The sequence below is a fragment of the Lactococcus allomyrinae genome (assembly GCF_003627095.1).
In the GTDB taxonomy this organism is placed as follows: domain Bacteria; phylum Bacillota; class Bacilli; order Lactobacillales; family Streptococcaceae; genus Lactococcus; species Lactococcus allomyrinae.
In genome coordinates, this window is sequence record NZ_CP032627.1 from 1,058,998 (window position 1) to 1,073,204 (window position 14,207).

Below are 14,207 nucleotides of genomic sequence, written 5' to 3' on the forward strand. Positions count from 1 at the left end.
TACTGATAGAATCAATTCTGCTACTGACAGAAAATATTTTACTGACAAAAGTCCATAAATCCTATGGCACAAGGTCATTTAGTATTGTTTCATTTCTATAAATTTCTTTTAGAAACTACTATGGTGTGCTGGTCAAGTGTCCATTCGTTCTATCTCCGCTTTGCTCTGCTTCTGATTCCACTAAACCACTAGGTCACTAGGGAAACAACCAGCATATCCATAAGCACTGAAACACCAACAGCTATCCTATAAAGTCGCAAGTTACCTAAAACAGCAAAGCAAAGCGATTCACTACACTGTCCGTTGTTTAGCAAGCAAAGCAATTCATCTACTAAAATTTTAAGCAGATTTAGAATTGGACGAGTCTATCAAGCAACCTTTGTCCCGCAAAATAAAAAGATACAGACAAAACGCAACGATTGTCTAATATCATTATAAACAAAATACGGACTGATTTCAGTCCGCAAGTTTCAACGTGTTGATAAAACAACAAGAGCAAAGCCAATAACTAACCAAAGCCCAATCATTACCGCTGTAAAGCGTTGCATCACAGCCTCAAAACCTCTCGCTTTGCGCCGTTCAAACAACTCCCCTGTACCACCAGAAAAAGCATCCGCTGCTCCATCTTGTTTTGAGGGTTGCATGAAAATCGCTACAATGATGAATACCGACACAATCAGCATCACAACGAGCAAAACATCATAAATCACTTTTTCCATAGTTTATTAATACTTAGGCAAAATCGCCCAATCTCCTCTTTTAAAATTGCGTTACTCTTATTATAACATATTTTTTTACATTTGTGGTTAGCCGTCATTATTACTACGATTTAATTTCTAAAAGTTCTTTTTAGAAATCAAAGAAACCGTACTGACAAATATAAAATACCTGTCAGTACACTGACAGGTATTTTTTGATAGGTTGAGCTGAACTCATTTTATCATGAATCAGCTGTCAGCAAATTTTACTATCGCTAAGTCTTTGTATTTTTTACAATGGCACACCTGTCTAGCACAAAAAACGTACCAGAACTCGCCAATGCAGAACGACTAATTATCTAATTCAGTAACAAACTTATAGGCCTCTTGAGCCGCTTGCGCACCATCGCCCACAGCAGTTGTAATCTGACGGAAATCTTTTTGTCGTACATCGCCGACAGCAAAAACACCAGGAACGTTTGTTTTCATATGGTCATCTGTAACAACCCAGCCTGCTTCATCAGTGATTCCCAAGCTTTGAGCAAACTCAGCGACAGGATCAAGACCTACATAGATAAACACACCACCAAAAGCTTTTTCAGTACTCTCACCCGTTTTTACATTTTTGTAGACAACAGTTTGAACTTTTTTGTCGTCTCCTTTAATTTCTTCAACAACCGAATCCCAAATAAAATTCACTTTTTCATTATCAAAAGCTCGTTGTTGAATAATTTCTTGCGCACGTAATTGGTCACGACGATGTATAATCGTCACAGTTTGCCCAAATCGTGTAAGGTAGAGTGCTTCTTCTACTGCAGAATCTCCACCTCCGACAACTAAAATATCTTGATTACGGAAAAAAGCACCATCACACACCGCACAGTAAGAAACACCACGCGCACCAAATTCTTCTTCACCAGGCACACCCAGCTTACGATGATTTGCCCCAGTTGCAATAATCAATGACTTTGCAAAAAACTCATCATCTTCTGTGATAATTTTTTTGTAATTACCATAATCTTCAATGGAAGTCACAAAACCATAAGCATTTTCAACTCCCAAACCTTCAAGAGGTTCAGCCATTTTCATTGAAAGCTCTGGTCCCATAATTGTTCCATAACCAGGATAATTTTCGATTTCAGCCGTATTATTCATTTGACCACCAGGGACACCGCGTTCAAGAAGTAGGGTTTTCATCTCTGAACGCGCAGTATACATCGCTGCAGTCATCCCTGCAGGTCCTGAGCCGACAATGATTACGTCATACATATTTTCTGCCATTATTCATTACCTTTATCTAATAAACAAAATCTTATAGAACTATTCTACATTGTCCTGCGAAAATTTTCCATTATTTGAATTTGTTTCATCTTATTTCACAATTTATACAAAAAATCAGCCACATAAAATTAACTCATTTTCACAAAAAATGAGTGCACGACATAGCCTTTTGTAGCTATAATCCACGAATATTTAAGATAACAAGAACTCCAAGTACTGCAAAACTCAATATTGGAGTTGTTAAAATCGCAATCAGAATTAAGTCAAAAATCCGATTACGTCGTACTGACCAAGGCTTGTCCGCATTTCTTACCAAATAAGTAAATGCATAGAGTGCGCTAAATATCAAGACGAGAAGCAATGAGATAATCAGTCCTTTGATATAAAATTGTAAAATCATCATCTTAGTTTTTCACCTCTAAATTCTTAATGTGACGCGATAAAAATTCACGTGTCCGCGGATTTTTGGGTGCATAAAATACTTCTTTTGGCGTGCCAGATTCAATAATTTTTCCTTTTTCTAGAAAAAGAACTTTCGTAGCTACATTAAAAACAAAATCCATTTCATGACTCACTAACACCATCGTTTGCTTATTTTTAGCTGCTTGAATAATGACTTGCTGAACTTCACCGACCAACTCTGGATCAAGAGCTGATGTTGGTTCATCAAGAAGTAACAATTTGGGTTTCATTGCCATCGCACGAGCGATACCTACCCGTTGTTTTTGTCCACCAGAAAGAAATTTAGGATAGTAACTTTGTCGGTCAGTCAATCCAACTTTATTGAGTTCATCTTCCGCAATTTTTTGTGCTTCGAGTTTGGATATCTTCTTGACCTGAACCAGTCCTTCCATCACATTTTCAAGTGCCGTACGACGTTCAAATAAATTAAATTGCTGAAAGACCATCCCCGTTTGTCTACGTAACTCAAGGATTTCTTGCTTGGTAATATTGGAGAAATCCACTTTAAAATCATCAATTTCAAGCTGCCCACTATCTGCCGTTTCAAGATAATTAATACTACGCAAAAATGTGGATTTTCCTGCACCAGATGCACCAATTAAAGCGACAACATCTCCTTCATTAATCTCCAAATCAAGATGTTCAAGGACCTTAACACCTGAGAATTCTTTACTCAAATCCGTAATTTTAATCATAAAAAGTCCCTTCTACTGTTGGTCAAATGGATTTCTTGCCAATGAAATTTGTGCACGATTTTTTCGCTTGTCTCCTGGCATTTTAACATCTAATTTGCTTTCAAGCAAGCGAATCAAAATTTCTATAACAATACAGATTGGCCAATAAACAAAGGCAAGCGCCAAATAAGTTTCAAATAAACGGAAGGTAGAGCCACCAATAATCTGAGCTTGTGCCGTCATTTCTACTACCCCTGCAACAAAAGCAAGTGAAGTTGACTTGAGCAAACCAATCAAGGCGTTACCCAAAGGTGCCGTGGCTACTGTTGCTGCTTCTGGTAGTGTTACACGCATAAAAACTTGGAAATTCGTCATCCCCAAAGACTTAGCTGCCTCAATCTGTCCTTTGTCCACTGATTGAATAGCTGCACGGATAGTTTCTGAATTATAGGCTCCTTCATTAAGCGCAAAAGCAACAATAACAAACAACATCGCAGGAATAGTATTAACATTATAGTTTGTACCATAATTCATATTGATTGCCTTTAAAATCAAAGGAATACCAGTATAGGTCAGATAAAGCTGAACCAAAATAGGAGTACCACGGATAAAACTAACAAAAAGTGCTCTTAATTGGTTTAAAATTGGAATTTTATTAATCCGAACCAAAGCCAGTAAAAGTCCCAAAACAAGCCCTAAAATCATTGCAATAACGGTCATTTCAAGAGATTTTGGAATAAGTTTAATAATTGGTAAAAAAGCTCCAATAAAAGCAGACCAGTTAAAGATTTTTGTAAAAAACATTGCCCAAAAATCGTGAAAACTGTACTGCCCTCGAATAAGGAGAAAAGGAATCATCGGCAAGATAATCAGGGCAAGTAATACAACTAGACCAATAATGATTTTTTTATTTTTTTTCATGTGTTCTATATTATTCTAATACGGAAAACTCTGTCATTTATAACTGACAGAGTCTATTTTTTATGATTCTTGTCGCGTACACTAGCTCATTCGTTGCAAATTGCAATACTCTACAACTTCATGGTATCAAAAACATCACCATGATACGCTAATCGTAGCCTTCACAATAAAATTTTTGTGGAATTTTAAAGTGGGACTAAGTATATTATACAAGATTTTTATCTTTTTTTCTTCTTTTTTTGAATGAAAAGTTAAGCTTTTATCTATCTTTTCATTTGAACATTTCTGCTTTTGGCACAAAATCACCACCAAGATACTTTTTAGAAATTTTACTCAAAGTTCCATCTGCTTGGAGCTCTGCCAAAGCTTTATTTACTTGCTTTTGAAGTTTTTGACCTTGTTCATCTTTAGCAAAAAGGAAATATTCATAACCATCATGCTCTGGGTCTCCCGCATCCATATTGATATCTTCAACTTTTAAATCTTCAAATCCTGTATCTTTGATTGCAGATTTGAGTGAGATTTTATCATAAAGCATGAAATCAATCTTCCCTGATTCTACTTGCTCAAATCTTGTGTTAATTGAAGTACTGTCTGCCGAATAACTCAATTTAATTTGTTTATCTGGGTTTGCTTTATTCCAATCTTGGATAGACTTAGTATAATTTGATGCAGGATTACCAATTGTTGATTTACCAGCTAAATCTCCTAAATTTTTATAGCTTCCAGATTTTACTAAGACCGCATTATTTGATTTTGATAAAGGATATGAAAAATCATAACTCTTTGATCGTGTTTCAGTCCAGCCAAAGTCATTAGCACCCATTTGATAGCGTCCAGAGTCTATCCCTGGTGTAATCCCTGAGAAATCCGTCACTTGAAATTTCGCTTTATACTGAGGTAATTTTTTGAAAACTGCACGCGCTACTTCAATATCATAGCCCGTTAATTTGCCCTGTGAATCTGAATAGTCAAACGGTTTAGTCGCTCCATCTGTCGCAATTGTGATTGTTGTTGTTTTCTTTGATGAAGCATCTGAGCTTGAATTTGAGCATCCAGCTAAAGTTCCAGCAGTGATGAGTGCAAGGGCAGCAAAAGTAAGCTTCAGTGATGTTCTCATATAAGATTCTCCTGTATGTAAGATAATTCCCGAATAAGTCTGTCTTTTAATAGACTGTTCATTATAAAATTAGAACTATGCTGGCTTTAAAATTTTTATCGGCCATGAAGCCAAGCAGCATATCACTAATTTTATGGCAAATTAATGGGAATATAAATATTAAAAATAAATTTCTATACTGAACTTCCTAAAATAGCAGTGAAGTTCAGAAGACAAAACAGATGGACATTTGTAATATAAAATGCACCGTTTTAAAGTAAGTATCGTATATTCACTTAAAAATTCGATAAAACTATCTTAACATAGACTTAAAAGTCCAGCCATAAATTTTTCTTATACCCAAGTCTAATTTCATTTATAACCACAAAAAAATAGCGATTTTTCGCTACTTCCTTTCATTATCTTTATCCTTACTTACAAATCTCTGGCTGTGGTTAATTCGTTACAACGCATTGATTTCATTGTGTAGAGATAGGGTCACGACACACCAATTACAGTTGATACTGTCCATTTCATCTTGGTATTTCAGCTCCTCAGAATAAATGAACAACTGACATATAAAATCTTTTTTTATTTTAAAGTGTAACTAGTAAAATTTGAAGAAAAGGCAGTCTAAAATTGTAAGGCATAATCTGCTGACATCTCTGAAATTGAACTAATTTTTACACTTTGCCCTGGTTCTGGTGCATGAATAATTTGACCATTGCCCAGATAAAGCCCAACATGACTTCCACCATAAAAAATGATTAAATCACCTATTTTAGCTTGATTTAAAGGAATTTTTTTCCCATTTGAAATCTGCCCCAAGTCGTGCGCCCAATTTCTTTTCCAAGCGCATTGCGATAAACATAACTTGTAAATCCTGAACAATCAAATCCTGCTGGAGTCGTTCCTCCCCAAACGTATGGAACACCTATATACTTTTTGGCTGTATTTACCAGTTTATCTGCATCACTCTGCCCTTTTGCATTAGTAGGGATTGACTGATTCTCTTTTGCTTTAGAAACTGCGCTCACGGTTTGATTCATTGTTGTTGACAACAACTCTAAAGAATCTGATACAGCTGCGATTGAACTTATCGAAGTTTCGTCAGTACTGACAAAAATAGTATCTGCTTTGACAGATTTTGTAGTTGTTACAGCAGCTATACTCATCATAACTACCGCTGAAAATATTAATTTTTTTAACATCGTGGAACAGTATATCACAAAAAAGCCGCACTACAAGCGGCTTTACAGTTTTTTAATCTTTTGTAAATTTGTTACTTAAATATTTTACATTTAATCTTTTTGTAACTTAGTGACTTATAAACATTTTTAAAACAATCCTGAGATTTTCCCATCGTTGGATACATCCATATTAAGTGCTGCTGGACGTTTAGGAAGGCCTGGCATTGTCATTATATCCCCCAGCAATGCAACGATAAATCCTGCGCCAATTTTGGGAATTAACTCTCTTACCGTGATTTCAAAGCCTTCTGGTGCTGCAAGAAGATTTGGATTATCTGAAAATGAATACTGAGTTTTTGCCATACAAACAGGAAGATTAGTCCAACCATTTTCTTCAATTTCTCTCATTTGTCTCTTAGCTTTTGCAGAAAAATTCACTTTGTAACCGCCATAAATTTCTGTCACTATTTTGTTAATTTTTTCAGAGATAGGGCTTTCAAGAGCATAAAGATAACTAAAATCAGATTTTTCTTGTAATAATTTTTTGAGTTGACGGGCAAGGTCAAGACCACCTTCGCCACCTTTCTCAAAAACTTGTGTCAGTGAAATCGGTACTGACAAACTTTCTGTCAGTGCTGACAGTATTTCAATTTCGGCTTCTGTATCTGCTGCAAATTGATTAATTGCCACGATTACTGGTAAACCATAAGATTGCATATTTTCAATATGACGTTTAAGATTGGCAAAACCAATTTTTACCGCCTCAACATTCTCCTTGGTTAACTCTTTCTTATCAACACCACCATGCATTTTAAGCGCCCGAATCGTTGCCACAATAACGACGGCATCAGGTGTTTTCCCAAGTTGACGTGTCTTAATATCTAGGAATTTTTCACCGCCAAGATCTGCTCCAAAACCAGCTTCCGTAATCACTATATCTGACAGTTTTAAAGCTGTTTTTGTTGCCAAAACAGAGTTACATCCATGTGCAATATTAGCAAATGGACCACCATGAATAAGCGCTGGTGTTCCCTCAATCGTCTGTACCAAATTAGGTTTCAACGCATCTTTTAAGAGCATCGCAATGCTTCCTGCAACCCCTAATTCCCCAACTGTGACAGGCTTACGATCATAATTTTGTGCTACAACAATTTTTGAAATACGATACTTCAAATCTTCCAATGATGTTGCAAGGCAGAGCACTGCCATGATCTCACTGGCTACCGTAATATCAAAGCCGTCTTCGCGTGGAACACCATTCAAAGGCCCTCCAAGACCAATGGTTATATGACGAAGCGCACGATCATTCAAATCCAAAACCCGTTTCCAAATCACTCGACGTGGATCAATATTCAAAGGATTTCCCTGATGAAGCGAGTTATCAAGAAAAGCTGCAATCGCGTTATTTGCTGTCGTAATCGCATGAATATCTCCTGTAAAATGCAAATTAATATCTTCCATCGGCAAAACCTGAGCGTAACCGCCCCCTGCCGCTCCACCTTTCACTCCCATTACGGGTCCAAGAGAAGGTTCGCGAAGTGCAACCATTACTGATTCACCAAGGCGCGCAAAAGCATCTGCAAGGCCAACTGTCACGGTAGATTTCCCTTCGCCCGCAGGAGTTGGATTGATTGATGTTACAAGCACCAATTTTCCTTCTCGGTTTTTTTCAAATTTTTCTAATGTTTCAAGTGGTATTTTCGCCTTATATTTTCCGTAAAGTTCAATATCATCAAAGTTTAAGCCAATTTTTTTAGCAATTGAAGTAATCGATTGCATGGTTGTTGCTTGCGCAATTTCAATATCAGATTTCATTATTTCCCCCTTTAAATTATAAGCTCACCTATCAATCAAGTTAAATAAGATTGAAAAGTAAAACCAGATTGTTCTATGATAATTTTAATATTATTCTAGCAAAAAAACACTGATTTTACTGTTAATAATTCCACAATCAATTGTTTTAGGTCAAAAATGTTCGGAAATACAAAAAGAGCATTGACGCTCTCATCATTTTTGGGGGAGAATTAGTATAAAATACTGCGCTCTCAGGTTTACTCATCCACTATAGCTAAATCATTGTAAAAATCATCAGATCAGTGGTTTATGGTGTTTCATAAAAAGTGCACTGATGATTTATTTTTTGTATAGAACTTCAAATTCTTCACATACAACATCCATCTCTGGCGAAAACAAATCATATTGCCGCCAAAACCTCTCATGCTCTTGTCTCCAATACTCCAAAGTTCTGTCCCCCTCACCCTCTTTATAGGCGTGTTCTGCACTCACATTTGCAAACTTTTCGACATAAACTTTGGTTGTTTGGATTGCCGCTACTGGTTCTCCTTTGCCATCCAGAATAAGATCAAACTTATCATCTACTTGAGGTAAGATTTCATTTTCTTCATAACCTGCAAGTGCACTAGCTGTTGCTGTTTTTTTACCTGCCAACACCAATAAAGCAAGTTCATCTGCTATCTCGGGGTTTTCAATAAGTTCATCATTTGCAAATGCCCAAGCCATCCGAAAATCATCAGTACTCAACCCAGCTTCCCTTATAAATTTTTCATATTTCATTTAATAACTTTACTCCCATCAATTTTCTGGATATATTTTCTTAAATTCAAGACAAATAATATCCATTTCAGGAAAATATTGCTCCCGCTCTTCAAGCATCGTACGAATCAATCGTCGCCATTGCTCAAGGCTATCACTCTCTCCATCTTTCCTAGCAAATTCTTCCGGCACCTCTAAGAATTTGAGTTTCTTAATTTTGGTAAATTGAATCGCTGCTACTGGCTTACCTTCACCATCCAATACAATATCGTATTTTCCATCCACAGCTAATTTGGGTTGCATTGCTTCAAAATCTGGTACAGAACTTGTCGTTGTTGTCTTCCAGCCCTTTAATACAAGGTAGGCATTAAAATTTGCCGCTTCTTTGTCTTCGATTTTATGATTAAATTCATTCTCGAAAGCAAAAGCCATGCGAAATTTCTTTGGATTTAGTTGCGCTTCTCTGATAAACTCTTCGTATTTCATGCTAAGCTTCCCTTCTACCTCTCTCTATTTTATCAAAAAAACACTCAATCAGTATTTAAAAGGGCTCTTCCTGTATAATAAAAAACACCAACTTTATTCAAGTTGATGAATTAAATCTTACTTATTCTGCAATCAATGTTTCAAGACCAACTTTCATCATATCAGTAAAAGTCAATTGACGTTCTTCTGAAGTTGTTGCTTCTCCAGTCAAAATATGATCAGAAATTGTCATAATTCCTAAAGTTTGAACTTTATGTTTTGCACCAAGATAATACAAGCCCGCAGCTTCCATTTCGACCGCTTTAACACCGAGTTTACCCACTTTTACTGCATCTGGGCCACCATAAAACAAATCGGAACTCAAGATATTTCCGACATGAGTCGTAATCCCCAAATCTTTTGCAATATGATAAGCTTTATCAAGCAAGTCAAAATCTGCAATTTGTGGCAAATCAAAATCTGGAAAATCATTGCGAACAATCGCTGAAGTCGTAGCAGCTGCTTGGCCGATGACAAGGTCACGAATATGAACATCTTCATTAATTGAACCAGCAGTTCCCACACGAATTAATTTTTTAACACCGTATTCAGTGATTAATTCATTGGCATAAATTGAGATGGATGGAATTCCCATTCCAGTACCCATGACAGATACGCGTTGACCTTTATAAGTCCCTGTAAAACCGAGCATTCCGCGAACTTGGTTAAACTGTACAGCATCTTCAAGGAAATTTTCAGCGATAAATTTCGCACGAAGTGGGTCTCCTGGTAAAAGGATTTTATCTGCGATTTCGCCTTTTTGAGCTTCGATATGTGGTGTTGGCATAATTTTTTTCCTTTTCTTACTTTAACTTAGCAAGTGCGTGCTAACTCCCCACCTCTTAGATGTGGGGGAATAAGCAGCACTAAACTCTGCTTTCGTTCTACTAACACTGGTGAGAGAGGGAAAGAATCCTCCACCAATGAAGTAATCACTTTAATCTATGTCGTCCGATCAATAATCCGAACATTCTTATTTCTGTCAGTACTGACAAAAAAGCTGTCAGCATTTATTTTTTTAATTTAAGAAGTGCTAACTCATTCTCCCACAAACCTTATATGGCAGTATTATCAGCACTTACATCAGCGAAGAAAATCCCCGCTGACACAGTTTCTGTTTAGTCCTGGTAAATTATGACGTAAATTTTCTGTCAGTATACTGACCAAATTTTTGGGTCACTTTTTCCAGCGTTTTAATCCTTTAAGTTGCATTGGATAGAGCTTTTTGAACATCCATTTTTGAAATTTGGGCATTGGACTAGCTTCTAGACCTTTTTGTCCTATTTTAACCATTTCATCAAAACTGATATTAGGTTGCATAAAGCGTCCTTGCATATAACAATAGATGCAATAATCTACTGAAAAGCTACCGTCAGCTTCTGTTCCCTTATAAGACGAGTCACTAATTGGCATTCCACAAGATTGGCAAAACTGTTTTTTCACTTCATCAAACCTTTCACACGTTGTTCAATCTCATCACGCACTTGACGAAAAGCACTCAAAATTTCTTCTTCTGTGCCAAGAGCTTGTGCAGGATCTGGTAAATCCCAATGTTCATGTACTATTCCATGAGGAATCATTGGACATTTATCACGCGCATCTCCACAAAGTGTAATAATCAAATCACAAGCGTTAAAATAACCAAGGTCACTCAAATCCGAACTATGACCTGAAATATCCAGACTTCTTTCTGCCATAACCTGTACAGCACGTGGATTTAAACCATGCTGTTCAACGCCGGCCGATTTAATTTCATAATCATCAGTCAAATATTTTTTTGCGAAGCCTTCTGCCATTTGACTGCGGCAAGAGTTACCTGTGCAGAGGAAGTATATTTTTTTCATTTTGTTCATTCTTTCAACATTCTGTCAGTGCTGACAGAAATCGGTCAGTGACTTTTAGACCAATTCGTCTAAGAAACTTTCACCAATTTCACCTTTTTGAACACCAAAATTCTCAGCAATTGTTGCTGAAATATCAGCAAAATGACCAATAGGCAATGGTTTAGGCGTCTTAAATGATTTCGAGAAAGTAACGAGTGGAATATATTCACGTGTATGATCTGTTCCAACAAAAGTAGGGTCATTACCGTGGTCAGCCGTAATCATCAAGAGATCATCTTCGCGCATTGCTTCCATAATCTCCGGAAGACGCCCATCAAGATCTTGAATCGCATCACGATATCCTTCTGGATTTCGTCTATGTCCGTATTTTGCATCAAAATCAACTAAGTTTACAAAAAGAAGACCTTCGTTAAAGTCAGGGAGAGTCATTGCTTTAAGCATACGGTCCACACCATCCATATCGTTCAGGTTATGTCCCATATCTTTGTTAATGCCTTGACCATCGTAAATATCGTGAATTTTACCCACAGAAATCACTGGAAAGCCAGCTTCATCAAGATAATTCAATACCGTTTTACCAAATGGTGCCAAAGCAAAATCACGACGATTAGCCGTCCGCTCAAAATGTCCAGCAGTTCCCACATAAGGCCGCGCAATAATCCGTCCCACCATCCATTGCGAACCAACGAGTGTGATTGAACGTACATATTCACAAATTTTCATCAGCTCATCAACTGGAATAACATCTTCATGAGCAGCGATTTGTAACACTGGGTCAGCTGATGTATATATAATCAACTCACCTGTTTCCATCTGACGTGGTCCAAAATCTTCAATAACTGCAGTACCTGAATAGGGTTTATTAGCTTCACGAATGACTTTCCGCCCTGAAAATTCTTCAATTTTTACAAGAAGCTCTTCTGGATAACCTTCTGGATAAACAGGGAATGGATTTGTAATATCAAGTCCCATGATTTCCCAGTGCCCCGTCATCGTATCTTTTCCTTCACTCACCTCTTGAAGTTTTGTTGTATATCCTTTCGGTGAGTCTGTTGGTGCAACTGTTTTTAGTGGCGTTATATTTCCAAGTCCAAGTTTTTGAAAATTAGGCACCTCAAGTCCGACTTTTTCTGAAATATGGCCAATAGTGTTTGAACCAGTATCAGGTGTTTTTTGATTAAAAAATCGATTAGCATCAGGTGCTTCACCAATTCCAGCTGAATCCATGACAATCACATGAACACGACCAAATTTTTTCGACATTATTTTCTCCTTTAAAATATATAGAAGTCAACTGTTCAGAATATAATACTATACCACTCATCAAATCCTATTAGACTTCATTATGGAACTCACACATTATTAATATTATGAACAAGAAGATACATTGCAACTACTTATTATTATAGCGTTTTTTCAGCTAAAAAGCTTTTCAGATTCTATGATTAAGATTAGAAAATCTTTACAAGCTTGAATTGTTTTTCCTGCCATGATTAATTCGTAGAATCAGCCCTCAAAAATAGAACTTTATACGCAATACCTATTATTCCCGAATCGTTCCTTTTTCTTGATAAATGGCGACTAAATCTAGCAATATACGACAAATAAGCTCCAACGGCATCCGGCTTGAGGCATCACCAAGAAGTCTACTCTTCTCAATTTTTGATTTGTAGGAACGCAATACAAAGTCACTTAAAGTCGTTAAAGTGCTTTGATAATTACAAGTTAAAAGAACGGTCTTAACTCCGTTTTTCTTAGCTTTTTTAACTGCTGAGATAATCATCTGTGTTTCCCCAGCACTACTTACTGCGATAACAAGGTCATTTGCTGTTAAACTTTCAGCATAAAGTACCATATTATCATAATAACGACTTACAGCATTTTTACCCAAAGTCTGAAGACGATGTGTAAGATCATCTGCAACACTTGCCGATGGACCACGTGCCACTATCATAATACTATGGGCCTCATTTATAGCGGAAACAATTTTAACAAGTTCATCAGCATCTAAAAGGTTAATCGTCCTTTGCACTTCATCAATATTCTTATTAATAAATACACTCGCTTCTTCTGAAAGTCCTTTTATTCTCTCATTTCGCTCATTATTTTTGCCGCGCTTCAGTGTATTTTTATAATCTGAATAACCTTCAAAACCACGTTTTTTTAATGTTCGGACCACAGTAGCTGTACTGACGTGCGCAAGCTCCGCTATTTGCGTTATCGAGGAGAGTTGTACTTTTGCACCATTTTCCTCCAAAAATTCCCAAGTATAAAGCTCTGCATCAGATAGCTTATCCATGACTCCTCCTACAATTTTAATTTTTATAGCCAAAATGAAACTATGGCTAATACTGTTTGGCTCTAACTAAAATCCTATTTGTTTTAACTTAGCAAGTGCTTGCTTTCGTTCTACTTCAAAGCGGGATTAATAACATTAGTTTTCCCCTATTATAACATGAATAAAGTAAAAAACCTTTTAAATTTTTAGTTTACTTCTTGACCAAAAATATTTTTTTATTACATCAATAATAAAAAAACACCAACAATTATTGCTGGTATTTTTTCTATTTTATAATCTTCTTCTTACTACAAAGAAATGCTTATCCACAATCAAACGAGCGTTTTTCTATCAATCAACTGACTATCAAGAAACCAATAGTTACGATAATCACCTTGCAATTGAGAAAATTGAATCGGAGTAATATTTTGCTCTTTAAAACGTTCTAACAAATTGTTTCTTAAAATCCAAACATTTTCTGGCAAACGCTCATCCATATCAATGATTGATTGAATTTTGTCAGATGTAACTTGAAAAAATTCTGCAAGCTCGGCTACTGTCAAATGAAGTTGAGCTAAACTTTGGTTAAACTCACTAGTCGTTGTTGATCGTTGTTTTTTATCTAATGACATTTTTTACCTATCAAAATTTCATAATTGATAACAGACTAACCTATTAAGCT

At 36.4% G+C, this 14,207-nt stretch carries 15 protein-coding genes and 1 pseudogene; all 16 read right to left on the reverse strand.

Features of this window, described 5'->3' with window-relative positions:
• Nucleotides 1–470 precede the first annotated feature (470 nt).
• On the reverse strand, nt 471–719 hold the full coding sequence (gene secG, locus D7I46_RS05025; protein ID WP_120771898.1) for a preprotein translocase subunit SecG: 249 nt from the start codon (nt 717–719) through the stop codon (nt 471–473).
• Between the two features lie 330 nt (nt 720–1,049).
• Nucleotides 1,050–1,979 (reverse strand): thioredoxin-disulfide reductase, encoded by a 930-nt coding sequence (gene trxB, locus D7I46_RS05030; RefSeq protein WP_120771899.1) that lies wholly within the window; start codon nt 1,977–1,979, stop codon nt 1,050–1,052.
• 175 nt (nt 1,980–2,154) lie between these two features.
• Nucleotides 2,155–2,382: a DUF4059 family protein gene (locus D7I46_RS05035; RefSeq protein WP_162930837.1), complete on the reverse strand. Its 228-nt coding sequence runs from the start codon at nt 2,380–2,382 to the stop codon at nt 2,155–2,157.
• Between the two features lies 1 nt (nt 2,383).
• Nucleotides 2,384–3,136, reverse strand: a complete 753-nt coding sequence (locus D7I46_RS05040; protein WP_120771900.1) for an amino acid ABC transporter ATP-binding protein — start codon at nt 3,134–3,136, stop codon at nt 2,384–2,386.
• A gap of 12 nt (nt 3,137–3,148) precedes the next feature.
• The gene (locus D7I46_RS05045) at nt 3,149–4,036 is read right to left on the reverse strand and encodes an amino acid ABC transporter permease (protein ID WP_120771901.1); all 888 of its coding nucleotides are present in this window, start codon (nt 4,034–4,036) and stop codon (nt 3,149–3,151) included.
• Between the two features lie 271 nt (nt 4,037–4,307).
• The gene (locus D7I46_RS05050) at nt 4,308–5,156 is read right to left on the reverse strand and encodes an amino acid ABC transporter substrate-binding protein (RefSeq protein WP_120771902.1); all 849 of its coding nucleotides are present in this window, start codon (nt 5,154–5,156) and stop codon (nt 4,308–4,310) included.
• A gap of 612 nt (nt 5,157–5,768) precedes the next feature.
• Nucleotides 5,769–6,346: pseudogene (locus tag D7I46_RS13650) on the reverse strand (C40 family peptidase).
• Between the two features lie 126 nt (nt 6,347–6,472).
• Nucleotides 6,473–8,140, reverse strand: coding sequence for a formate--tetrahydrofolate ligase (locus tag D7I46_RS05060; protein WP_120771903.1), 1,668 nt, complete (start codon nt 8,138–8,140; stop codon nt 6,473–6,475).
• A gap of 318 nt (nt 8,141–8,458) precedes the next feature.
• Nucleotides 8,459–8,899, reverse strand: a complete 441-nt coding sequence (locus D7I46_RS05065) for an ASCH domain-containing protein (protein ID WP_120771904.1) — start codon at nt 8,897–8,899, stop codon at nt 8,459–8,461.
• Between the two features lie 18 nt (nt 8,900–8,917).
• Nucleotides 8,918–9,364 (reverse strand): ASCH domain-containing protein, encoded by a 447-nt coding sequence (locus tag D7I46_RS05070; RefSeq protein ID WP_120771905.1) that lies wholly within the window; start codon nt 9,362–9,364, stop codon nt 8,918–8,920.
• A gap of 121 nt (nt 9,365–9,485) precedes the next feature.
• Complete coding sequence (gene deoD, locus D7I46_RS05075; protein WP_120771906.1) at nt 9,486–10,190, reverse strand: purine-nucleoside phosphorylase; 705 nt, start codon at nt 10,188–10,190, stop codon at nt 9,486–9,488.
• 389 nt (nt 10,191–10,579) lie between these two features.
• Nucleotides 10,580–10,816, reverse strand: coding sequence for a zinc ribbon domain-containing protein (locus D7I46_RS05080; protein WP_120771907.1), 237 nt, complete (start codon nt 10,814–10,816; stop codon nt 10,580–10,582).
• Nucleotides 10,817–10,842: 26 nt separating this feature from the next.
• Entirely contained in the window at nt 10,843–11,247 is a 405-nt protein-coding gene (gene arsC / locus D7I46_RS05085; protein ID WP_120771908.1) for an arsenate reductase (thioredoxin), read from the reverse strand.
• A gap of 54 nt (nt 11,248–11,301) precedes the next feature.
• A complete protein-coding gene (locus tag D7I46_RS05090; RefSeq protein ID WP_120771909.1) occupies nt 11,302–12,510 on the reverse strand; it encodes a phosphopentomutase in 1,209 nt (402 codons plus the stop codon).
• 280 nt (nt 12,511–12,790) lie between these two features.
• Nucleotides 12,791–13,546: a MurR/RpiR family transcriptional regulator gene (locus D7I46_RS05095; protein WP_120771910.1), complete on the reverse strand. Its 756-nt coding sequence runs from the start codon at nt 13,544–13,546 to the stop codon at nt 12,791–12,793.
• Between the two features lie 311 nt (nt 13,547–13,857).
• Nucleotides 13,858–14,157, reverse strand: coding sequence for a DUF2316 family protein (locus D7I46_RS05100; protein ID WP_120771911.1), 300 nt, complete (start codon nt 14,155–14,157; stop codon nt 13,858–13,860).
• Nucleotides 14,158–14,207: the final 50 nt, after the last annotated feature.